The 23,498-nt window shown below is 46.8% G+C and carries 18 protein-coding genes; all 18 read left to right on the top strand.

The window, feature by feature from the left end:
- Positions 1-20 precede the first annotated feature (20 nt).
- The 18 genes from grpE (at position 21) to addA (ending at position 23,376) form a co-directional block, all read left to right on the top strand.
- Positions 21-602 carry a nucleotide exchange factor GrpE gene (gene grpE / locus BM210_RS13230; protein ID WP_091168785.1) on the top strand — a complete coding sequence of 194 codons (582 nt, stop codon included), beginning with the start codon at positions 21-23 and terminating at the stop codon, positions 600-602.
- A 215-nt stretch (positions 603-817) separates the two neighbouring features.
- A complete protein-coding gene (dnaK, locus tag BM210_RS13225) occupies positions 818-2,662 on the top strand; it encodes a molecular chaperone DnaK (RefSeq protein ID WP_091168783.1) in 1,845 nt (614 codons plus the stop codon).
- Positions 2,663-2,753: 91 nt separating this feature from the next.
- Positions 2,754-3,878, top strand: coding sequence for a molecular chaperone DnaJ (gene dnaJ, locus BM210_RS13220; RefSeq protein ID WP_091168780.1), 1,125 nt, complete (start codon positions 2,754-2,756; stop codon positions 3,876-3,878).
- 154 nt (positions 3,879-4,032) lie between these two features.
- Entirely contained in the window at positions 4,033-4,185 is a 153-nt protein-coding gene (locus BM210_RS13215) for a YfhD family protein (RefSeq protein ID WP_091168777.1), read from the top strand.
- 25 nt (positions 4,186-4,210) lie between these two features.
- Entirely contained in the window at positions 4,211-4,531 is a 321-nt protein-coding gene (locus tag BM210_RS13210; protein ID WP_091168776.1) for a hypothetical protein, read from the top strand.
- Between the two features lie 199 nt (positions 4,532-4,730).
- Positions 4,731-5,714, top strand: coding sequence for a 50S ribosomal protein L11 methyltransferase (gene prmA, locus BM210_RS13205; protein ID WP_091169374.1), 984 nt, complete (start codon positions 4,731-4,733; stop codon positions 5,712-5,714).
- An 8-nt stretch (positions 5,715-5,722) separates the two neighbouring features.
- Complete coding sequence (locus tag BM210_RS13200; RefSeq protein WP_091168772.1) at positions 5,723-6,415, top strand: site-2 protease family protein; 693 nt, start codon at positions 5,723-5,725, stop codon at positions 6,413-6,415.
- A gap of 84 nt (positions 6,416-6,499) precedes the next feature.
- Complete coding sequence (locus tag BM210_RS13195; RefSeq protein WP_091168769.1) at positions 6,500-7,276, top strand: 16S rRNA (uracil(1498)-N(3))-methyltransferase; 777 nt, start codon at positions 6,500-6,502, stop codon at positions 7,274-7,276.
- A gap of 2 nt (positions 7,277-7,278) precedes the next feature.
- Positions 7,279-8,613 (top strand): tRNA (N(6)-L-threonylcarbamoyladenosine(37)-C(2))-methylthiotransferase MtaB, encoded by a 1,335-nt coding sequence (gene mtaB, locus BM210_RS13190; RefSeq protein ID WP_091168766.1) that lies wholly within the window; start codon positions 7,279-7,281, stop codon positions 8,611-8,613.
- A 104-nt stretch (positions 8,614-8,717) separates the two neighbouring features.
- Entirely contained in the window at positions 8,718-9,416 is a 699-nt protein-coding gene (gene deoC, locus BM210_RS13185) for a deoxyribose-phosphate aldolase (RefSeq protein WP_091168763.1), read from the top strand.
- Between the two features lie 43 nt (positions 9,417-9,459).
- Positions 9,460-10,833, top strand: a complete 1,374-nt coding sequence (locus BM210_RS13180; RefSeq protein ID WP_091168760.1) for a class I SAM-dependent rRNA methyltransferase — start codon at positions 9,460-9,462, stop codon at positions 10,831-10,833.
- A gap of 225 nt (positions 10,834-11,058) precedes the next feature.
- Positions 11,059-11,658, top strand: a complete 600-nt coding sequence (locus BM210_RS13175; protein ID WP_256223587.1) for a nitroreductase family protein — start codon at positions 11,059-11,061, stop codon at positions 11,656-11,658.
- Positions 11,659-11,957: 299 nt separating this feature from the next.
- On the top strand, positions 11,958-12,473 hold the full coding sequence (locus tag BM210_RS13170; RefSeq protein ID WP_091168757.1) for a sigma-70 family RNA polymerase sigma factor: 516 nt from the start codon (positions 11,958-11,960) through the stop codon (positions 12,471-12,473).
- A gap of 84 nt (positions 12,474-12,557) precedes the next feature.
- Positions 12,558-13,745 carry a hypothetical protein gene (locus BM210_RS13165; protein ID WP_091168755.1) on the top strand — a complete coding sequence of 396 codons (1,188 nt, stop codon included), beginning with the start codon at positions 12,558-12,560 and terminating at the stop codon, positions 13,743-13,745.
- On the top strand, positions 13,742-14,701 hold the full coding sequence (locus BM210_RS13160) for an ABC transporter ATP-binding protein (RefSeq protein WP_091168752.1): 960 nt from the start codon (positions 13,742-13,744) through the stop codon (positions 14,699-14,701). The genes BM210_RS13165 and BM210_RS13160 overlap by 4 nt, the downstream gene beginning before the upstream one ends.
- The gene (locus BM210_RS13155) at positions 14,698-15,582 is read left to right on the top strand and encodes an ABC transporter permease subunit (protein WP_256223585.1); all 885 of its coding nucleotides are present in this window, start codon (positions 14,698-14,700) and stop codon (positions 15,580-15,582) included. The genes BM210_RS13160 and BM210_RS13155 overlap by 4 nt, the downstream gene beginning before the upstream one ends.
- Positions 15,583-15,773: 191 nt before the next feature.
- Positions 15,774-19,475 (top strand): helicase-exonuclease AddAB subunit AddB, encoded by a 3,702-nt coding sequence (gene addB, locus BM210_RS13150; RefSeq protein ID WP_091168749.1) that lies wholly within the window; start codon positions 15,774-15,776, stop codon positions 19,473-19,475.
- Positions 19,465-23,376 carry a helicase-exonuclease AddAB subunit AddA gene (gene addA, locus BM210_RS13145; protein WP_091168746.1) on the top strand — a complete coding sequence of 1,304 codons (3,912 nt, stop codon included), beginning with the start codon at positions 19,465-19,467 and terminating at the stop codon, positions 23,374-23,376. The genes addB and addA overlap by 11 nt, the downstream gene beginning before the upstream one ends.
- Positions 23,377-23,498 lie beyond the last annotated feature (122 nt).

Genomic DNA, 23,498 nt, shown 5'->3' with positions numbered 1-23,498 from the left:
GATTAAGGAGGTGACAGACATTGAGTACAGAACAAAAAAAACCATTTGAAGGTAACGCAGATGCTGAGCAAGCAGATGCTAAATATACCGAAGAAACAGTTAACACTTCCTTTGATAATGAAGCGGCTCAATCCGAGCAAGCTGATCCTCAAGAACAGGAGCTGCTGCAGCTCCGCCAACAATCGGAAGAAAACTACCAACGTTCTTTACGGACACAAGCTGATTATGACAACTTTAGAAGAAGAACCCGTCTAGAGAAGGAGGAGTTTGCGAAATACGCCTCCCAAAAGGTTATTGAGCAGCTTTTACCTGTTATGGATAACTTTGAACGCGCTCTGGCTGCAGGCAGAGAAGGCAATGATTATGAAGCTTTGCTGAAGGGTGTAGATATGATCTACCGTCAGCTGGACCAAGCCCTTTCAGGTGAAGGCCTGAAGCAAATGGAATCCATCGGACAGCCATTTAATCCAGAGTTCCATCAAGCCATTATGCAAGTTGATTCTGATGAGCATGAAGAGGGTATTGTTGTAAGTGAAATTCAAAAAGGCTACCTGCTCAAAGATCGGGTGCTGCGCCCGGCAATGGTTCAAGTAAGCTCTTAGGATTTATTAAACAAGAATTCATTCCAGTATCTAAAAAAGCATAACCGTAGGAATGCGGACTGTTTGTATAGTTATTGTGTTCGTGAGCAATCGAACGATCTATCTATCATCTGCAAATGCAAATGCTTATGAAGCCTCTTTTTTGGTGGAAAACTAAGCGAATGCTAACGAAGCCAGCTTTTACTGGCGTAAAAACTATTAGGAGGTTCATTAATATGAGTAAAGTAATCGGAATTGACTTAGGAACAACTAACTCTTGCGTAGCGGTAATGGAAGGCGGCGAAGCCGTTGTTATCCCTAACGCTGAAGGCAATCGTACAACACCATCTGTTGTAGGCTTCAAGAAAGACGGCGAACGGATCGTTGGAGAAACTGCTAAACGTCAAGCAATTACGAACCCGGATCGTACTATCAGCTCGATCAAACGCCACATTGGTACGAATCATAAAGAAACCATTGACGGCACTGACTATACACCTCAGGAAATTTCCGCAATTATTCTGCAAAAGTTGAAAGCGGACGCTGAGGCTTATCTGGGAACTTCAGTATCGCAAGCGGTTATTACCGTTCCTGCATACTTTAATGATAGCCAACGTCAAGCTACTAAGGACGCTGGTAAAATCGCAGGTCTTGAGGTTCTTCGTATCGTTAATGAACCAACTGCATCTGCACTTGCATACGGTATTGAGAGATCCGAAGACCATACGATCCTGGTTTATGACCTCGGCGGCGGTACTTTTGACGTTTCGATCCTGGAGTTGGGGGATGGAATCTTTGAAGTTAAAGCAACTAGCGGTGACAACCGTCTAGGTGGTGACGACTTTGACCAATTGGTTATCAATCATTTGGTAGCTGAATTTAAAAAAGAGCAAGGTATCGACCTGAGCAAGGATAAAGCTGCTGTACAACGCTTGAAGGATGCCGCAGAAAAAGCGAAGAAAGAGCTTTCCGGTGTATTGACAACTACGATTTCCTTGCCGTTTATTACGGTAGTAGACGGAGTTCCTCAGCATTTGGAGATCAACCTGACTCGTGCCAAGTTCGATGAAATTACATCTGCTTTGGTAGAAAGAACTTTAGGACCAACACGTCAAGCATTGAGTGATGCTGGTTTATCAGCTAACCAAATTGATAAAGTGGTTCTGGTTGGTGGCTCCACACGGATTCCTGCCGTACAAGAAGCGGTTAAACGTCTAATCGGTAAAGATCCATCCAAAGGCGTGAACCCGGATGAAGTTGTTGCACTTGGTGCAGCGATCCAAGCGGGCGTACTGACTGGTGATGTAAAAGACATCGTATTGCTGGATGTAACTCCATTATCATTGGGTATTGAAACAGCAGGTGGCGTATTTACTAAGATGATCGATCGGAATACGACGATTCCTACTACGAAATCTCAAGTTTATACAACTTATGCAGATAATCAGCCAAGCGTAGAAATTCATGTGCTTCAAGGTGAACGCGCTATGGCTAATGACAATAAAACATTGGGCCGTTTTATGCTTGGTGATATTCCTCCTGCTCCGCGCGGTATTCCGCAAATTGAAGTTACCTTTGACATTGACTCCAACGGGATTGTTAATGTTAATGCAACAGATAAAGGAACAGGCAAAAGTCACAAAATTACTATAACTTCTTCCAGTGGCTTGTCGGATGAGGAAATTGATCGTATGATGAAAGATGCAGAAGCTAATGCAGACGAAGATCGTAAGCGTAAAGAGCTTGTTGAAGCACGCAACACAGCAGATCAATTGGTTTATTCCGTAGATAAAACGATCAAGGATCTTGGAGACAAGGTAGATCAGGCTGAAATCGACAAAGCGAACGAAGGCAAGGAAAAAGTTAAAAAAGCGCTGGAAGGCGACAACCTGGACGAAATCAAAGCAGCAACTGACGAACTGACGGAGATCGTTCAACAGCTTTCCGTGAAGCTGTATGAGCAGGCTGCTCAACAAGAGCAAGCTGGCCAGCCAGATGCTCAGGGAAATGCCGATTCAGCTAAAAAAGACAACGTAGTAGATGCTGACTACGAGGTTGTTGACGAGAACAAAAAGCCTTAATTTATTCTTGAAAAACATAGGCAAGATGAAGGTCAAAGCCGTTTACAGGCTTTGACTTTCCGTTTGTGGTTAGAAGAATAGGAGTGGAACGATGAGTAAACGTGATTATTACGAGGTTCTTGGACTAAGCAAGAATGCCTCGCAGGACGAGATCAAAAAAGCATATCGCCAAATGGCTCGCCAGTATCATCCCGATGTGAATAAAGCAGCGGATGCGGAAAGCAAGTTCAAGGAAGCCAAAGAAGCGTATGATGTATTGGGCGATGATCAGAAAAAAGCGCAATATGACCGCTTCGGTCACGTAGATCCGAATCAGGGCATGGGCGGCGGAGGCGGTGCCGATTTTGGCGGAGGCTTTGGCGATTTGTTCGATATGTTCTTCGGTGGTCAAGGTGGAGGACAACGACGTAATCCGAATGCACCGCAGCGTGGTAACGATCTGCAGTATACGATGACGATCGAGTTCAAGGAAGCGGTATTTGGCAAGGAAATGGATATTCAAATTCCACGTACGGAAACTTGTGACACGTGTCATGGTAATGGGGCGAAGCCTGGAACGAAGCCTGATACATGTACAGTTTGTAAAGGAAGCGGGCAGCAGGAGGTCGTGCAAAACACGGCGTTCGGCAGAATCGTGAACCGTCGCGTTTGTTCAGCTTGTAATGGTCAAGGCCAAACGATCAAGGACAAATGCGGAACCTGCCATGGTGCAGGTAAAGTGAAGAAGCAGCGTACGATTCATCTGAACATCCCTGCCGGGGTAGATGATGGCGCACAGCTGCGTGTGACTGGTGAAGGTGAAGCCGGCTCCAAGGGTGGTCCTGCAGGTGATCTGTATGTTGTCATTCGCGTAAAACCACATGACTTCTTTGAACGTGAAAATGATGATATTTATTGCGAAATTCCGCTTACGTTTACTCAGGCTGCACTCGGAGATGAAATTGAGATTCCGACGTTGACCGAGAAAGTCAAGCTGAAAATCCCTGCCGGTACCCAAACAGACACCTATTTCCGTTTAAAAGGGAAAGGCGTTCCTCGTTTGCGCGGCTATGGTCAAGGCGACCAGCATGTCAAGGTTATTATTGTAACACCAACCAGCCTGAATGAAGAGCAAAGAGAACTGCTGCGTGAATTTTCACGACAAAGTGGTGAACATACACACGAGCAGAATCAATCCTTTTTCGAAAAAGTGAAAAAAGCTATTTTAGGTGAATGATAACCATATACGCAATGAAATTGTAGAATACATTTACAGTAGCACCTCAGGCGGATTTCAGCTTGATGTGCTTTTTTTGTATAGTTAAATGGACTTGGTAAACAATAATGAGGTGTAACGGATACCAATTGAGAGATGAAAGTAGGGAAAACAAATGGCAAAGCAGCAAAAAGATGAAAAATCAACGAGAAACCAGTTACCTATCGCCAAAAAAGAAGATGTAGATTATAGTAGTGAGTTTGCGGATGAAAACGATAAGAATGCAGTAGATCGTGCTGCCGAGGCAGATAAGCGACAGGAATCCTAATTTGATGTTGTGAGGAGGAGGCAGCTTGGCTGAAAAAAGCATGCAGGCCTATTTTCATTCGCCTGCCGAAGCTCAAAGTATTATTTCAAAGCTTAATGCATTACGGGTGAGGGATATGCAAATAAAACAGCTGGGCTCCAATCTTGTTTCTAATGAGGCAATGGAGTGGAGTACATCAGCTGAGCATAATGCAGATACCGAGATGGTAAACACCGCTAGCTTTGAAAGAGAGAGTACCATTTCTAACGGGGATGGCAGGTTGGATACCCTTTTAACGGTACTTATTGATGAGATGAGTTATGAACAGGCACTACGAGTGATTCGCAGTGGTGGTGGTGTCGTGTAACTAATAGACAGAGCTTCCTAGATGGAAGCTTTTTTGTTGTGCCGAAGTGTTGTATACTGGGAACAATGTGCATTCGAGAGATTTGCTGCTCAAAGCTAAAGCTAATAATGCTTGCGATGCTGGTTTTGCCAATACACAAACAACAGAACAGTTCTACGAAGAAAGCTTTGCCGTGCAAAGCTCAAGGGAGGATTCAAACATGCGGTGGCATGAGGTAACGGTTAATACAACCGAAGAGGCAATTGAAATGGTTTCAAATTTTATTCATGAGTTAGGTGCTGGAGGCGTATCGATTGAAGAGTCGGGGACGTTGAACAAAGAACGGGATACATCGTTCGGGCAGCTGTATGATCGGCCTTTGAATGATATTCCGGAGGGATTTGCGGTGATTCAGGGGTACTTTTCCAAAGATGTTGATATGGCAGATGTGATGGAAAAGCTGCAGGCGTCCGTGGCTCAATTAAGCGAGTATGATATTGACACGGGTAATCCGACTTTCGGGCTGAAGGAAGTTGATGATGAGGATTGGGCGGATGCGTGGAAACAATATTTTAAGCCAGTGCGGATTTCCGAGCGTCTGACGATAAAGCCGACCTGGGAGGAATATACACCGGAAGCAGAAGAGCTGATCATTGAGCTAGATCCGGGAATGGCCTTTGGAACGGGAACTCATGCAACAACCTCACTGTGCCTGCGTGCATTGGAAACCGTGATCAAAGAAGGCGACGATGTAATTGATGTCGGAACGGGTTCAGGCATACTATCGATAGCTGCGGCCAAGCTGGGTGCTCGCCATGTGCTAGCAGTCGATTTGGACCCTGTTGCGGTAGAGAGTGCCTTGGATAACACGACGCTTAATGGCCTTGCAAATCGAATTACGGTCAAGCAAAGTGATTTGCTTCAGGTTTTGAATGAGAGTGCATCAGGTGACATTGAAAAAGCCTCAGCTCTTGGTGTACGTGTACCTGTACAGGTCGTAGTTGCCAATATTTTGGCTGAAATTATTCTTTTGTTCGTTCAGGAAGTGTATGATGTATTGGAGCAAGGAGGCGTTTATGTCGTTTCCGGTGTGATCAGCAGCAAAGCAGAGCTTGTGGAGCAAGGACTTACAGCCGTCGGCTTTACCGTTACAGAACGGGTTGAGGACCAAGACTGGGTCGTTATAATAGCTAGAAAGCTGTAGGTGAGTATATGGATTTTAGTAATTTTTTAGCATTTCCTGTTGATCAAATGCCATTTGTTTTCCTTGTTTTATTAATAGGCTTTACGGTTCACGAATTTTCCCATGCGATCGTTGCAACCCGTTTTGGAGATGAGACACCTCGTTCTATGGGCAGGGTAACACTGAATCCGCGGTCACATATCGATTGGCTGGGGATGATCTTTTTCCTTGTGATCGGTGTGGGCTGGGCGAAGCCGGTACTCGTCAATCGAGCCCGTTTCAAAAGTCCGCGGGTCATGGGCATTATTGTTTCTCTGGTAGGTCCGTTGAGCAATTTGGTGCTGGCTTTCATCAGTTTAATCATATTTTACGCGCTGCTTCAGGGTCATGTCATTGACGGTTTTTCTGTCGGAACGGTAAAAGCCATTAAATTATTTTTCAGCCTGATGATCATGCAAAATATTTTCCTGTTCATTCTGAATCTGATTCCTTTTCCGCCGCTTGATGGTTACCGGATTTTGGAGGATCTGCTGCCGCGTACTTGGGCGGAAAAGATGAGATCCTATCAGCAATGGCTGTTTTACGCAATCCTGCTTATGTTCTTTATACCGCCGATTCGGAATGTGACGATTGGACCGATATTTGAATTTCAATGGACCATTCTTGCTGCATTTAATTGGGTTGCCGTACACATCTTTGGAGGCGCTGTGCTGCGCATGTAACCGAGGTCGAATAGTGTAGATTTTTGCAGCTAATCATAGTATGATGTAGGTTGATATTTTGTAAAATAGAAAGTAGAGAAGCACATGCAGCGTTATTTTATTGCACCTGAGCAGTTTACTGAATCCATGGTTACGATTTCCGGCGATGACGCCCATCATTTGGTCAGAGTTATGCGGGCAAAAGAAGGCGAGCAGGTTATCGTCAGCGATGGTGAAAGCCGTGAGGCCTTAGTGCGTATTCGGCAGTTGGATAAAGATCAAGTCATAGCGGATATTATTGAACTGCTGCCGATGAACCATGAGGCAGACGTTGAAGTATGGATTGCGCAAAGCTTGCCAAAGGGCGATAAGATGGAGACCGTTATCCAAAAAGGTACGGAAATCGGTGCTGCCCGGTTCATTCCTTTTATATCGGAACGGACGGTAGTCCAGCTTGATGCCAAAAAAGAAGGTAAGCGTGTTGAACGCTGGCAAAAAATTGCCAAGGAAGCGGCTGAGCAGGCCCATCGCAATCGTGTTCCCGTAGTGGACACTCCTTTATCCTGGAAAGCTTTGCTTCAGCAGGCTGAATTGGCTGATGCGGCCTGGATTTGTTATGAGAAAGAAAATGGCTTGCAGCTGAGACAGCAAATTCAAGCGGCCTTGTCCAATAGACACGAAGATGGGACTGGAACTAACAAAATAAAGCTGCTGCTCATTGTAGGGCCAGAGGGTGGCTTTAGTGAACGAGAGATTGAAGCAGCGGAGGCGGCAGGGTGCCGTTCGATCAGCTTGGGAAAACGTATTTTGCGAACAGAAACGGCTGCGATGGTCGGCTTAACCTGTATTTTGTACGAATCCGGTGAGATGGGAGGAATTTGAGAATGCCTACAGTAGCATTTCATACATTAGGCTGTAAAGTGAATTTTTATGATACGGAAGCGATCTGGCAGCTATTTAAGCACGAAGGCTATGAGCAGATTGATTTTGAAGCTTCCGCAGACATATATGTCATTAATACTTGTACGGTAACCAATACGGGCGATAAAAAAAGTAGACAGATGATCCGACGTGCGATTCGACGTAATCCTGAAGCCATTGTTGCTGTAACTGGCTGTTATGCACAAACGTCTCCTGCGGAAATTTTGGCGATACCGGGTGTTGATTTGGTCATTGGTACGCAGGATCGGGATAAAATCATACCGTATGTGCAGCAGCTGGTTCAGGAGCGTCAGCCGATTAATGCGGTTCGCAATATTATGAAAACCCGTCAGTTCGAAGAGCTGGATGTACCGGATTTTGCGGATCACACCAGAGCTTTTCTAAAAATTCAGGAGGGCTGCAACAACTTCTGTACGTTCTGTATTATCCCTTGGTCGCGTGGACTCATGCGCAGCAGAGAGCCGCAGAGTGTGTTGAAGCAGGCCAGAATGCTTGTTGATGCAGGGTATCAGGAGATTGTGCTGACAGGTATCCATACGGGCGGCTATGGTGAGGATATTGAGAATTACAGTCTGGCGAAGCTGCTCTGGGATTTGGACAAGGTACAAGGGCTGAAACGCATTCGTATCTCTTCCATTGAAGCGAGCCAAATCACGGATGAAGTGCTGGATGTATTGAAAAACTCGGACAAAATGTGCCGTCACCTGCATATTCCGCTTCAAGCCGGCGATGATCAGGTGTTGGCGAGAATGCGCCGTAAATATACAACCGCTGAGTTTGGTGAGAAGATTAGACGAATTCGTGAAATTATGCCAGACGTCGCGATTACTACGGATGTGATTGTTGGTTTCCCTGGTGAGACGGACGAAATGTTCATGAATGGCAAACGGTTTATGGAGCAGATGCAGTTCTCCGAAATGCACGTGTTCCCTTATTCCCAAAGAACGGGAACGCCTGCTGCTCGCATGGAGGATCAAGTGGATGAAGAGTTGAAAAATACTCGTGTCCATGAGCTGATTGATTTGTCTGAGCACATGCAATTGACCTATGCACAGAAGTTCGTCGGTCATGTATTGGATGTAATTCCGGAGAACGGCAATAAAGGCCGGGCAGATAGCATCATTATGGGTTATTCGGACAACTATTTGCAGGTTGTGTATGAAGGCAGCAAGGAGTCCATCGGTACTATTTGTCAAGTTAAGATTGTGGAAGCCGGAGTCAACGAATGTCGCGGGGAACTGGTGCAAAGGCCGGAAATAGTACGGGCTATCGGTTAAGGTAAGTATTTGAGCATGCAGATAGAACGGAGGATTTCATTCTGGTATAAGAGTGAAGTCTTTCTTTTTTCTAAAACATTTTATAAGAAACCGGGGTGGATTGCATGAGCGGAAAAGAAGGGTTTCAATTTGATCAAAAGCAATTGCCGTCTTATATCGATCATACGCTTTTAAAAGCTGACGCTACGTCCTCAGCTGTGCAAAAGCTATGTGAAGAAGCGATGGAGTATGGTTTTTACAGTGTTTGTGTGAACGGGGTTTGGGTGCCTTTTTGTAAAAAAGCACTCGCAGGAAGCAGTGTGGGGATCAGTGTGGTATGCGGCTTTCCATTAGGTGCAAGCGATCCAGCAGTCAAGGCATACGAAGCAGCCAAAGCGGTTGAGGCTGGTGCTTCAGAAATCGATATGGTACTGCAGGTTGGACAATTGCTTGAAGGTAACGAGGACGCAGTTCGTGAGGATATCCGCGGCGTGGTGAAGGCAGTAGAGGGCCGCGCTATCGTGAAGGTGATTTTTGAAACAGGCTTTTTGAATGAGCAGCAAAAGATCACAGCCTGCCGACTTTCTGAAGAAGCGGGAGCGCATTATGTAAAAACTTCAACTGGATTTGGAGCTGGTGGCGCTTTGGTTGAGGATATCCGCTTGATGCGTGCAAACGTATCGGCGTCTATAGGGGTAAAGGCTTCCGGTGCTGTCCGTGATTTGGAAACAGCTCTGAACATGATCGAGGCTGGAGCAACACGTTTGGGAACCAGCTCTGGTGTTGCAATTATGAAAGGAACTTCAAGCTCGTCGTCTTATTAACTAATCAATGATAACAGATGTATTCAGGAACAGGAGGCCCCGAATGGCTGCCGTATATTTGGATAAAAAACGTAAAAAACGGCTTGAAGCGGGACATCCGTGGATTTTTCAGTCCGAAGTAGAACGAACCGAAGGCGAGCCTGTTGCAGGTCAATTGCTTTCTGTACATGCGCATAACGGACAATATCTGGCTACTGGCTATTGGAACCCATCCTCGCAAATCGTGGTGAGGATCGTTTCGTATGAACCGCTGGAGAAAATGACGCATGCTTTTTTTGTAGAGAAATTTAAAATTTGTTTGGAGCATCGAGAGCGTTTTGTGCCCGGTGCACGTTCGTACAGACTTGTATATGGAGAAGCGGACAGGCTGCCAGGGCTGATCGTGGACCGTTTTGAGGATGTTCTTGTCGTCCAACTGCTGACGCTGGGTATGGATCGAGTACGCGAAGAGATCATTTCTGCTTTGGTTGAAGTCGTTCAACCATCAGGGATTTATGAACGCAGTGATGTGTCAGTCCGCGAACTGGAGGGATTACAGCAGCAAAAAGGCTTATTGTATGGCGAGTGTCCAAGACATGTTCGAATCATGGAAAATGGGCTGAGCTTGGAGATCGACATTATGGAGGGCCAAAAAACCGGCTATTTCTTCGATCAGCGCGAAAACCGTGCGGCTATAGCCCCATTGATGGTTGGCTGGGGTAAGCGCAGCGGCATCGAATTAAAGGAACTGCCTGACCCGGATGGCTCTGGTGCGCTTGTGAAGACTCCAGTCAATGCCAACGGCAAAGCTGTAACCTTTCCCCTCTGGGATGGTGCGACGGTATTGGAGTGCTTCTCCCATACAGGCAGTTTTACCTTGAATGCTTGCAAATATGGCGCCAAGAAAGTAACCTGCCTAGACATTTCCGAGCATGCGATAGAAAGTGCCCGAAACAATGTCCAGCTTAATGGATTCGAGGATCGTGTGGAGTTCGTGGTCGCCGATGCATTTGAATATTTGCGCACACAGACGAAGGGATTGGATGATCGGCAGGAGAGGTCTCTTGCCGATCGCAAGAAGCTTGATACTTCTCAACCACTGCAGTCAGGCGGTCGAACCTGGGATGTCGTCATTTTGGATCCACCTGCCTTTGCCAAGACAAGAACCGCTGTCGAAGGTGCAATCAGGGGATATAAGGATATCAACCTGCACGGGATGAAGCTTGTCAATGAAGGTGGATATCTCGTTACAGCAAGCTGTTCCTATCATATGAAACCGGATTTATTTCTTGAAGCTATTCATGCAGCGGCAGTGGACGCTAAAAAAATTCTTAGGTTGATTGAGTTTCGGGCAGCAGGCAAAGATCACCCGCGTATACTGGGTGTAGATGAAGGTCATTATTTGAAGTTTGCTATCTTTGAAGTGAGAAGTAAATAAGATGAATATAAGCCGTCGCTTTCATTTGGAGAGCGGCGGTTTTTTTTTTAAATATGAGAAGTAATCTTTGGAGAGCGTTAGCTATAGATAACGGTTGAATTATAAGGATAGGACTTATATAATAGATTATATTGATAATCATTCTCAAATGAAGGTGCTGATTCCTTCATGGTGCCAGCTAAGAGGTTTGCAAAATCGAGTTTACATATTAAGGGAGGATTTAAGATGAAACAATCGATCGAAATTTCGATGAACATATGGGAAGCAATTCGAGAAAGGCGCAGTATCGGGAGAGTTAAGCAGGATCCGATTGATCGCGAACAGATTGAACTATTGCTCGAAGTGGCTGCCTGGGCGCCTAGTCACCATATGACAGAACCTTGGCGTTTTTTTGTGCTGACAGGTGAAGGTAGAGGTGTGCTGGGTCAAGCTTATGCGGATATTGCTACAGAGGATGCTCAAGGACTGGAACCCGAGGAGCTGGAGTCGATTCGAAGCAAGTCAAGAGCGAAGGCTTTTCGTGCTCCGCTGGTAATCGCAATTGCCGTATCCCCATCCACATCGCCTAAGGTTAACCGAATGGAGGAGTTTGCTGCTGCCCATTCAGCTGCACAAAATATGCTGCTTGCTGCACATGCTTTGGGTTTAGGCGCAGTTTGGCGTTCAGGTGATCCGATGTATCACAATCGTATGAAGCAGGCCTTTGGACTTACCGAGTCGGAAGAGCTGGTAGGTCTCATCTATATTGGTTATCCGGATATGCGTCAGCCTATAGGCAAAAGGGAGTCTTATGCGTCTAAAACCGTTTGGATATCAAATGAATAAGGAAAAAACGCAGGATTAAGGCATGAATAGCGATTCAATAAAAGGTATAGTAACTAATACATCAATACGATATCTTGTAATTGTATGAAATGGTTATGTATAATACATGGTGATTTTTCTATAAGCACTCACAGCAGGCTGCTCTTTGACAGAGGAGTCTGTTTGGCGTTACTTATCATCATGTGCAAGATCAGCTCAGGCTGAGGTGAGCGATACTTTATTTGTTTTTTGAAGAATGGATACAAATTAAGCTTGGCGCTCGTCTTATATATAGCTGCAGCTGAAAGGAGGATAATCGATTGCAACATCCTACAAACGATTACTTTAAAGAAGTTTTTCATACCCATTATCCGTCTGTGCGCCGAAAGCTGGTGGCACTTGTGCGTGACGAAGCTATAGCAGAGGACTTGGCACAGGAGGTTTTTCTCAGATTGTATCGCAATCCACCTGAGGAGCCAAAAGTTATTGGTGCATGGCTGCATCGTGTGCTGACTCGTATTGGTTACGATTATTTGAATAAACAAGCACGTGAGCGAAAGCTCCAGGAAAAACAAGAGCAGTATATGCAGACTACCGAACAACTGAGTGCATCGAACGAACAGACCTTTATTCGCCAGTTGGATCAGGAGGAAGTTCGTGATTGGCTGGATCAGCTGTCTGAGCGTGACCGCAGTGCGCTGCTGCTTCGCTACTCCGGATATAGTTATGCTGAAATAGCAGAGCAGTTGCAAGTAAATCCGCCGCTCGTAGGAACTTTGTTAAACAGGGCAACCGCCAAGCTTAAACGACACGCAGAAGCACGTACGCATACCTGATTGAAGGTTGAAGGATAATCCATAAAAGCATAATTTATTGAACAGAAAATCTAGAAATGTGAACTATCAAGGAGGCGAAAGCTGTTGACAAGATTCAAACCATCCAAAGCGAATGATCCGAAGGATGAACAGGAAATGACGAACGCTGCCTGGGCGAGGCTGCAAGCAGCCCTTGAAGAAGAGGACGAACAACCGGAATGGTTGCTTTTAGGGCAAAGAGCAGCAGTTGATCGTAGTCAGGAAGCTGCAGAGGGGTATGAGCAGGAAACTCAACAGGCTCAGACGCTTACAGGAGGACAAGCGATACAAACGCCACTAAACACCATTCAAACAGCTTTGAATGAGTCGGATGTCATGCGATCGACTGGGGAAATGAAGATGCAAAAACGTGCAGGAGCCTTCAGCAGTTGGGTACGCCGCAACAATAAACGAATTTGCATCGCAACAGCAGCATGCCTATTGGTTGGCGTTATCGCTACACCAATAGGAAATGAGGCGCTTGCCTCCATATTGAACAAATTCCGTATGCAGCAGATTACTGTTGTGGATGAAAATGATTTGCAGCTTTTTTACAGTGCCACTAAAGGAGAAACTCGTGAATCCGTCAATAAGTTTGGTGACTTTACACAGGTTTCTGGCAATAAATCGGGCGATCTGACTGCTGTTGAAGGCTCCAAGCTGCTGGGACGCAGTATCGTTGTTCCAAAGGATTGGGATGCCAAGGAGCAAAAGCTGCATATCTCCCCATCCAATGCAATTACACTCAAGCTGAAGGTAGATGAAGTGAACAAAACCATGAGTCGCCTGGGAGCCAAAAAGCTGCTTCCACAATCGATTGACGGTAAGCCGATCACGCTTGAAATTGGTGAATCCGTGCATATTTATACAAGTGCAAAGGAACGCCCAGGTTACTCATTTACACAGCAGCCGGTACCGGTTCTCATCGTAGATCCAGGAATCCCGTTAGCCGAAGCGTATGATGCAGTTCTTCACTTCCCACTTTTGCCTGATAGTTTGAAGGAAAGCCTGCAGCAAACGAATGTGCTAAGCGGGGGAACCGTTCCGCTGCCAGTCGTTACTAACGGTCAGTCGGAGAAATTAAAACTGAATAACCTTGATGTTATTGTTACGACAATTAGCACAGGAAGGTATGTTAATTATATGGCAACGTGGGTGAAAAATGGTCAATTATTTACATTGAATGGCGGGCAAGAAGTATTTGCAAGCCGTCAAGCCCTACTTGATCAAGCAACAGAGCTGACTAAATTATGAAAAATGCTGTAGTAGATGCAAGAGGCTTGACGAAGGATTACGGCAACGGCCGCGGCTGCCGCGACATTACGATTCAGATTGGTCAGGGTGAGGCATTTGGATTCCTCGGTCCGAATGGAGCTGGTAAAAGTACATTTGTTAAAATGCTGGTTGGATTAATTCGTCCAAGTGGAGGTCGTGCATTTATTCTCGGAGAGCCTATAGGCTCTTTGGAGGCACGCAGACATATCGGTTACTTGCCCGAGCTTTACCGCTATCAGGAATGGCTGAGCGGTGAGGAAGTATTACAGCTTCATGCCCGACTATGCGGAATGAAGGATTCGGAATCCAAGCCGTCTATCAAACGGCTGCTTGATGAAGTGGGAATTGGCCTTCGCGGGCGAGATCGTGTGAAGCATTATTCAAAAGGTATGCAGCAGCGTCTGGGTTTGGCTTGCGCTATGGTCAATGATCCACAGATTATTTTTCTTGATGAGCCCTCTTCGGCACTTGATCCGATAGGCCGTAATGAAGTAAGAATGATGCTGCAGCGGTTGCGCAGTCAAGGGAAAACTATTTTTCTTAACTCGCATTTGCTTGAGGATGTCGAGCTGTTGTGTGACCGTGTTGCCTTATTGAATAATGGTGACATCATGCAAACAGGTACGGTTGCAGAGGTTTTGCAGGAATCGATCCGTTGGCGCTTGCGCGTCGGCGGATTTACGCCGTTTTTATTAACTTGGCTTGTGGAGAATACCGGATTGTCAATCGTACAGGTGGACCATCCCTCTGATTCGGAGGGTGATCTCGTTTGGCTGGAAGCAGAGCTTGAAGATGACGAGCAGATCGGCTGGTTGAACAATCTGGTCGTAGAGCAGGGGCTGACCTTATATGAAGTACATAAAGTGAAAGCCCGTTTGGATGAGTGGTTTGTAGGTGCGCTCACCGGAATCAGTCATAGGGGGGAGCACAGTTGACAACGATTATTGCTATGACCTGGAAAGTAATGCTGCGCAAACGTGTGATGCTATTAACGTTACTGATGACTACAGTGTTCATGGTGGCTTTTTGGTTCGTAGCGCAAACGATTGGTGGAGATCTGCGGACATATGGAGCTGGGACAGAACAATCGATTTCCTATCTAATTGAACGTTTCAGGATGGGTACGATGATTCTTGCACTTGGATTTTTCTTTGGCTCCTTCGTAACCGCTTTTCTATCGATATTCAGTTCCTTTTCTTCTGTAGCGGGTGAAGCAGAGCAAGGAGTACTGCTTGCTCTGCTTCCGCGGCCTATAACCAGATGGCGCTGGTACGCAGGCAGATGGATCGGCTACGTTACACTGGGGATTGGTTATGCTCTTCTGCTATTTGTTTCTATTATGCTCGTAGCGCGTTATCATGCAGCGATTCCTTTGGACTGGCTGCTCCTCTTGAAGTCATTTGTGCTTTTTGCATGGGTTGTGCCCTTGCTGGTATCGGTATCTATGCTCGGCTCATGTCTGTTTTCCGCACTTGGTAATGGCGTATTTATGACCATGCTGTTTGGATCGGGTTGGTTGGGTGGAATGATAGAAAAGGTATCTGGAAGCTTACTGCGAAGGGATGCCTCTCTACAGCCGCTCAAAACGATAGCGGGGCTGATGTCCTTGGTTATGCCTGCGGATTCCATTCAACAGCGAATGCTGTCTGAAATGTTCTCATTATCGGATATAACAGGTTTGATGAATATTAATCAATCGCTGGGACCGTTCGGATTCGGTCAGGAGCCAACAAACCTTTTTTTGCTATATACCGCTTGTTATACCTTGGCGGCTCTTGGGCTTGGGATGTGGATATTTCAGAGAAAAGATTTATAAGAAGGTTATAAAGATGAATTTATGGCTCCGTGTCCTCTGAAAAGGATAGCGGAGCTTTTATTTTTGCATAATAAGAACAAGTGTTCTATATTTAATCGTGTGGTATAATAAATCCATTAGATTCCTTTTGGTATGACTTCGAATTTTGATACAATGAGTAGAACTGCAATAAGGCTAGGAGGAGAAGCACCATGGCTGTGCAATTTATACTGGGTAGAGCAGGTACTGGCAAAAGTACATATTGCCTGCGCAGCATGACCGACCAATTGATTGAACATCCCGGCGGGAAACCGCTTATTTTATTAGTACCGGAGCAGGCTACCTTTCAAGCTGAATATGCACTGGCATCTTCACCGGAGCTTGGAGGAACGATGCGGGCCCAGGTGCTCAGTTTTCGCAGGCTTGCTCTGCGTATTATGCAGGAAGTAGGCGGAATGGCGAGATTGCCGATTGATGATACGGGGAAAAGACTATTGCTGCATCACATTTTACATAAACATCGTGAACGGCTTAAGCTGTTTCAATCCTCAGCTGATCAGATGGGTTTTATTGAAAAATTGGCTGATTTATTTAATGAGTTCAAACGTCATTGTGTCACCTCGGAAGGTCTTGCTGTGTTTGTATCAGGGACCTCAGGCAATGGTCAGGCTTCTCCAATGCTGGCTGACAAGCTGCACGATCTGCAGCTGGTATACGGAGAGTTCGAAGCTGAGCTATCCCGGGCATATCTGGATGGGGAAGATTACTTGACACTACTGGCTGATCAACTTCCTCTGTCTCAATATGTAAAGGGCGCAGTGTGCTGGATTGATGGGTTTCATGGCTTCACGCCGCAAGAAATGGCCGCTATCGAAGGCCTGGCTGCTGCGTGCAGTGACGTTAAGATTACTTTGACTCTGGATAAGGCTTACAAGCTGGGAGACAAGCTGCAGGAGCTGGACTTATTTCATCGTACGGCCAGAACCATGTTAAAGCTGCAGGAACGCTTGGAGCACTTGGGACTACCTGAGCAGGAGACTATCGTATTACCTTCGCAGCCACCATTTCGTTTTGAGAACAGCCCGATGCTGGCGTATATGGAAAAATCCTTTGAGCAGCGTCTGAAGTCGCCATACGTATCATCAGGGAATTATGGTCATACCCAAAATGTGAGCACCGATACGAAGACTCAGCAGCTTCAATTATCAGCAGCCGTTAATCGCAGAGCTGAAGTGGAAGGGGTTGCCCGTGATATTCTGAGGCTGGTTCGGGAAAACGGATTACGGTATCGTGATATTGCTGTTACGCTGCGAAATACCGAGGCTTACGGCGAATTGTTGGCGGGTACCTTTGACGATTGTGGTATACCACATTTTTTCGATTCCAAACGAACAGTCATGCATCATCCGCTGGTAGAGCTGATACGTTCTTCGATGGAGGTTATTCTGCATTATTGGAGATACGATGCTGTATTTCGCTGTGTGAAAACAGGCTTCTTTTTGCCGATAGAAGGAAGCTCGGAGCAGTTGGATCGCAACGAATTGGATCAACTTGAGAATTACGTGCTCGCTTTTGGGATTCAAGGGGCCAAGTGGTTTGATGGGAAGCCATGGACCTATTCACTCCGTTCAAGCGTAGAACAGCCGGATGTCATAACAACGGATCGGGAAGCGGATCGGCTGCACAAGATTAATGCATGCCGCCGTATGGTTGCGGAACCCCTGCATGCTTTTCAAGAGCGTATGAAGAAAGCGGTACAAATTACGGATAAGGTTACTGCTTTGTACCAGCTATTAATTGATCTGCATGTACCCGAAAGGCTGGAGAGCTGGAGCCAGTCGGCATTGCAGGAGGGGAATCCAGAGAAGGCACGGGAGCACGCACAAATATGGGAACGGATCATCGACATGCTTGATCAGATGGTCGAGCTTCTGCAGCATGAAGAGTTATCTGCCGATACGTTCGCGAGCTTGCTGGAGGCGGGGATGGAAAGCATTCGTTTGGGCCATGTTCCGCCCTCTCTTGACCAGGTGCTGATTGGAAGTATGGACCGTACGCGGGCAGGAGCCGTAAAGCATGTCTTTGTATTGGGTGTTAACGAAGGCGTCATGCCTGCCAAAATAAGTGAGAATGGGGTTCTGTCTGAGCATGAGCGGGAAGCCCTGACCGATCAGGGTTTGATGATGGCAGATAGTGCGCGGCGTAAGCTGCTCGATGAAATGTTTATGATCTATAGTACATTTTGTACACCTTCAAGCTGCTTGTGGCTGAGTTATCCACTCGCTGACGAGGAAGGAAAAACACTGCTGCCTTCCGAGATCATCAGGCAAATGAAGCGAATGTTTCCATTTGTAGGGGAACGTCTGCTTGTGATGGAGCCTGTTGGGACCATGAGCTTGAAGGAACAATTGGAATATGTGGAGCATCCATCCAAAGCTTTGAGCTATTTGCTTGCCAAGCTAAAGTCATGGCTAAATGGGGAGCCGATGTCGGCTGTTTGGTGGGCCGTCTACAATTGGCTTATTGAGCAGCCCGAATGGGGTGGACGGTTAAAAGCGTTGATGCAATCACTGCAATTCACTAATGAAGCCAAAACTTTAAGCCCGTCAACAAGCAGGCTGTTATATGGCGAGCATATTTTATCGAGTGTTTCCCGTATGGAGCGTTTTGTTGCGTGCCCCTTCTCGCAATTTACTTCTCACGGTCTGAAGCTTCAGGAGCGCCGTATTCACCGGCTGGAATCGCCGGATATCGGGCAGCTGTTTCATGCTGCGCTCAGCTCATTTGCCTCAGAGGTGGCCAGTCAAGGCAGCGATTGGGGAAAGCTTAGCCCGCAGGATTGCATGAATCTAGCCGGTAATGTGGTGGATTTGTTAGCCCCAAGGTTGCAAAGCGAGATTCTGCTCAGCTCTAACAGGCACCATTATATAGCCCGCAAACTGAAGCAGGTGGTAGGTCGGGCTGCGATGATGCTGGGCGAGCATGCACGGCGTGGAAAGTTTCAGCCGGTGGGCTTGGAAATTGGATTCGGAACCGGGCAAACCATCCCTCCTTTATCGTATATGCTCGAAAACGGTATACGAATGGATGTGCGGGGGCGTATAGATCGGGTGGATCGCGCTGACACGGAACAGGGAACACTGCTTCGTGTCATAGATTATAAATCGAGTCCGACCGCCTTGCTGCTCTCGGAGGTTTACTACGGCTTATCACTGCAAATGCTGACGTATCTCGACGTGATTCTTACCCATTCCAAAGCGTGGCTAGGAATAGAAGCCAAGCCGGCAGGCGTACTGTATTTTCATGTACATAACCCTCTGCTGCAGCTGAAGAATAGAATTACAACTGAAAAAGCCGATGAAGAGCTTCGCAAACGATATAAAATGAAGGGTCTGATCCGCTCCGATGCCGAAACAGCAACGATGATGGACGGTGGATTGATTGAATCCAGCGGGCATTCGCAGCTTATACCGGTTGCGCTTAAAAAGGACGGAAGCTTCTATAAATCTTCTTCGGTTGCCGACGATGCGCAGTGGAGCACACTTCGTGATTATGTGCGCCATACCATCGAAGGGATCGGCAGTGCTATGACGAGCGGAGATGTTGGTATTGAGCCGTATCGGATGGGTATGGAGAAGGCCTGTACGCATTGCTCCTATAAATCTGTATGTCAGTTCGATACCCAATTTGAAGCAAATGAGTACAAGCTCCTACTACCTGTCGCTAAGGAGCGTGCTTTGGAGCTAATGAACGAAAGGCTGGAGGCAAAGGGTGAGCTTCATGTTGTGCCTTTCCGACGGACGAAAACGAAGCAAGTTATTGATATTCATGAGCAGGAAGATCTCGACATAGTGCAGTCTATGAAACAGTCTGAAGTGAAACAAGTAAAAGGAGGTGTGAACGATGATCAATAAAACCGAAAAGCCGGAAGGAACCTCATGGACGGAAGATCAGTGGGATGCGATTTCGATTCATGGGCATGACATGCTCGTTGCTGCTGCTGCCGGTTCAGGTAAAACAGCGGTACTGGTTGAACGGATCATTCGCCGCATTTCATCTGAACAAGAACCTGTTGATGTAGACAGGCTGCTGGTAGCGACCTTTACCAATGCCGCAGCAGCAGAGATGAGACATCGGATCAGCGAGGCTCTTGAGAAAGAGCTGGAGCGTAACCCTGGCTCCGATCATGTCCGCAGACAGCTGGCCCTAATGGGAAGGGCATCGATAACGACATTGCATTCCTTTTGTCTTGAGGTGATTCGCACCCATTACCAGCAGGTAGGACTGGACCCAGGCTTTCGTATTGCCAATGAAACTGAAAGTGATCTGATGCGTCAGGATCTGATTGAAGAATTATTCGAGGAGCAGTATGGAAGCTCTACAGAGGACAGCGATTTTTGGAAGCTGGCGGAATGGTTTAGCGGAGAAAAAACGGATGATGCGCTTTATCGTCTCGTACAAAAGCTATATGATGATTCGCGTAGTCATCCTTGGCCTGCTATGTGGCTGAGAGAGACTGCAGCTATGTTCGATCGGGATGCGGATACGCCCAATCCCTGGATTCCAGGGTTGCTGGCTTCTGTCCAGATGGAACTCGAAGGGATAACCGCTATGCTTCAGGAAGCGGTCCAATTGGCTGAGCAGCCTGGTGGGCCTTCACCCTATTTAGTGAATTTGCAAGAGGATATGGAAACGGTAGCTTATTTGCAGCAGGTAGCTGACTATTCGTGGGATCACCTTTACGAGTCTTTTCAAGGCGCTTCCTTTGGGAAGCTCAAGCCCTGTAAGGGCTCCGATTATGATAAGCTGCTGCAGGAGCAGGTCAAGGATTTGCGAAACAAGGCCAAGGATCAGCTGTCCGATTTGACTGAGGAGCTTTTCGGTCGAACAACCGAGCAGTACGAGGAAGAGCTGTTGGTACTGGCGCCATTAATGAGCGCTTTGGTGGAATTGGTTATTGAGTTCGGCAACCGGTATCAGACTGCCAAGCAAGCTAAGGGGCTTGTTGACTTTGGCGATCTGGAGCATTTTTGTTTGCAGCTGCTGTCGGATGTTGATCCGGTAAACGGAAAAATGGGACCGTCTGAGATCGCTAAGGGCTATCGGGATCGTTATGTCGAAGTACTGCTGGACGAATATCAGGATACGAATCGAGTGCAGGAAACGATTGTTGCTTTTATATCCCGTGAGATGCCCGGAAATCGGTTTATGGTCGGAGATGTGAAGCAGAGTATTTACCGCTTTCGACTAGCGGAGCCGGGCTTGTTTCTGGACAAATATAAAAACTATCCGAGTGACGATACCGTTCCAGGGCAGCGTATTGACCTGGCCCGTAATTTTCGCAGCCGTACGTCTGTTGTAAATGGTGTCAACTATATATTTAAACATATCATGGGTGAAGCGGTCGGTGAAATTAGCTATGATGACCGGGCTGAGCTTAAACATGGCGCTGATTATTACCCGCAATGGAACTCAGAGACCAATGGCTCGGAAGCTATCGAGCTGCTGCTCATAGACCGCTCTGAGGATCTGGAAGCATCTAAGACATCGGAGGAAGTGGAACAGGAAACGGGTTCCTCTGATCAGGGTTCAGACGGATTGTCTGACGGTTATGATGCAGATGCAGGTATGGACCTCGCTGCAGAGGCCCGTGAAATGGAAACGGTACAGCTTGAGGCAAGAATGATTGCCGCTCAAATTCATAAACTGCTTGGAGAAACGGGTGAGGGCACCTTTCAGGTGTTTGACAAATCGACGAAAGGCCAAAGAGATGTGACGTATCGAGACATCGTCATTTTACTAAGAGCAACCCAGCAGTGGTCTCCTGTTTTGATTGAGGAGCTCCGGCAGCAGGGGATTCCAGCTTATGCAGAGCTGAATACAGGGTATTTTTCAGCGATGGAGGTCGAGGTCGTACTGTCCTTGCTGAAGGTAATAGATAACCCTTTTCAGGATATTCCACTTGCTTCCGTGCTTCGCTCGCCAATCGTTCAGTTGTCAACGGAACAGCTTGCAAGTATTCGGATTGCCAGCAGCCAAGGTTCTTTTTACGAAGCGATGTGCTTGTATGCCGTTGCGGGAGCCAATGAATCCGGACTCGCCGGAAAACAAACGATGGATAGAGACTTGCAAAACAAGCTGCGAGTGTTTATGGCTCTTTTGGATGGTTGGCGAGAAGAGGCGCGACACGGTGCATTGGCAGATTTGATTTGGAATATTTTCCGGGTCACCGGTTTCTTTGATTTTGTTGCCGGACTGCCCGGGGGGCAGCAGCGTCAGGCCAATTTAAGGGCATTGTATGATCGTGCCCGACAATATGAAGCAACGTCATTTCGTGGGCTGTTTCGATTTCTGCGTTTTGTTGAACGAATGAAAGATAGCGGAGGAGATCTTGGTACTGCGCGAGCTTTGGGGGAACAGGAAGACGTTGTAAGGATCATGTCGATTCATAAAAGTAAAGGCTTGGAGTTTCCCGTTGTCTTTTGTGCTGCCATGTCCAAAAGATTCAATATGCGCGATTTGACTGAGGCTTTTATGGTTCATAAGGATCTTGGCTTTGGACCGAAATTTACCGATGCAGCAGCAAGAATCAGCTATCCAACTTTGCCTTGGCTCGCTATCCGGCGCAAGCAGAGAATGGAAATGATCGCTGAAGAGATGCGTGTGCTTTATGTAGCGCTGACGCGCGCAAGAGAGAAGCTTTATATTGTAGCTACAATCAAAGGATCTGACAAGCTGCTGCATCAATGGTCGAGGTATGTAGAACATGATCGAATGCTGCTGCCAGATGCTGCTGTTGCCAGCGCGCGTTCCTATATGGATTGGATCGGACCTGCGATCATGCGTCACCCGAGTGGGGCATTGCTGCGCAATCAAGCGGGTATCACCAGCCATCCATCTGACATTTTGAACCAAGATACCTCTTTATGGCAGGTACATCTCATTAAACCGGAAAGTGCTGCCGCGCTATTTCAAGCGGCTGTTTCGGCAGCTGTTGATGCACAGCTCAAGCAGGCCGTACTTGGATTAGAGCATATTGAAGAAGGACAATATTGGGAATTTGAGGTTACGCATAAGTTGGCATGGAAATATCCTGAAGCCCAGTCGTCTTCCCTGCCCACCAAAATCTCGGTCACTGAGCTGAAACGGCAGTCCGAGCATGTCCAACTGCTGGAAAAGGAGTCCGGTGAGACTATTTTGCCAGATAAAGCGGAAATGGTTAGCCCGGTCTATCAGCCTGTTATTGTGCGGCGTCCGCGATTTATGGAGCAGAAGAAGATGAATGCGGTAGAACGTGGTACGGTTTTTCATGCTGTCATGCAGCATATTCCAATTACGCATGAGCCTTCTGTACAGGATGTGTTAGCAACTCTTGATGATATGGTGCATAGAGAGCTGATCACAATGGAGCAGAGTCGTGTGGTGGAGCCTGAGGTCATCTCAGCCTTCTTTCGCAGCGATGTGGGACAACGCCTTCTTCAATCGACTGAGGTATATCGAGAGATTCCCTTCAGCTTCGGTATGCCTGCAAATGAGGCCTATGCGGATTCTGATTTATCGGATTCGCTGTCGTCGGACATTGTTTTGCTGCAAGGGATGATTGATTGTTTGTTCGTAGAGTCGGATGGACTTGTACTGATCGATTTCAAAACGGATCGTGTACCTGACGGCGGCGATACTTCTGCAGAATTGATCAAAGAACGACATCGAAAGCAAATCGAATTGTATGCAAACGCAGTGGAAACGATTTGGAAACGGCCGGTTAAGGGGAAATATATTTTCTTATTTGATGGTGCCAGGCTATTGGAGCTGTGATCCAACCGCTTAATCACGGATGTATCTTCACCGAACAGGCTTCGATCAGAAGCTTTTCTTAAGAGATCAGAATTTATAAGTTTTCAGTGAAGCTGAAGGATTCTGATCTCGCAAGAAAAGCA

It is taken from the genome of Paenibacillus sp. 1_12, assembly GCF_900114475.1.
GTDB lineage: Bacteria > Bacillota > Bacilli > Paenibacillales > NBRC-103111 > Paenibacillus_S.
Note: the sequence above shows the minus strand (reverse complement) of the source record. Positions and strands in the feature narration are given on the sequence as shown.

What these genes read in the sequence shown, in the direction of transcription:
- deoC (WP_091168763.1), top strand. Translation starts at nt 8,718, where the DNA reads ATGAGCGGAAAAGAAGGGTTTCAATTTGATCAAAAGCAATTGCCGTCT.
- mtaB (WP_091168766.1), top strand. Translation starts at nt 7,279, where the DNA reads ATGCCTACAGTAGCATTTCATACATTAGGCTGTAAAGTGAATTTTTAT.
- addA (WP_091168746.1), top strand. Translation starts at nt 19,465, where the DNA reads ATGATCAATAAAACCGAAAAGCCGGAAGGAACCTCATGGACGGAAGAT.
- BM210_RS13215 (WP_091168777.1), top strand. Translation starts at nt 4,033, where the DNA reads ATGGCAAAGCAGCAAAAAGATGAAAAATCAACGAGAAACCAGTTACCT.
- prmA (WP_091169374.1), top strand. Translation starts at nt 4,731, where the DNA reads ATGCGGTGGCATGAGGTAACGGTTAATACAACCGAAGAGGCAATTGAA.
- addB (WP_091168749.1), top strand. Translation starts at nt 15,774, where the DNA reads ATGGCTGTGCAATTTATACTGGGTAGAGCAGGTACTGGCAAAAGTACA.
- BM210_RS13200 (WP_091168772.1), top strand. Translation starts at nt 5,723, where the DNA reads ATGGATTTTAGTAATTTTTTAGCATTTCCTGTTGATCAAATGCCATTT.
- dnaK (WP_091168783.1), top strand. Translation starts at nt 818, where the DNA reads ATGAGTAAAGTAATCGGAATTGACTTAGGAACAACTAACTCTTGCGTA.
- BM210_RS13160 (WP_091168752.1), top strand. Translation starts at nt 13,742, where the DNA reads ATGAAAAATGCTGTAGTAGATGCAAGAGGCTTGACGAAGGATTACGGC.
- BM210_RS13195 (WP_091168769.1), top strand. Translation starts at nt 6,500, where the DNA reads ATGCAGCGTTATTTTATTGCACCTGAGCAGTTTACTGAATCCATGGTT.
- BM210_RS13175 (WP_256223587.1), top strand. Translation starts at nt 11,059, where the DNA reads ATGAAACAATCGATCGAAATTTCGATGAACATATGGGAAGCAATTCGA.
- dnaJ (WP_091168780.1), top strand. Translation starts at nt 2,754, where the DNA reads ATGAGTAAACGTGATTATTACGAGGTTCTTGGACTAAGCAAGAATGCC.
- BM210_RS13180 (WP_091168760.1), top strand. Translation starts at nt 9,460, where the DNA reads ATGGCTGCCGTATATTTGGATAAAAAACGTAAAAAACGGCTTGAAGCG.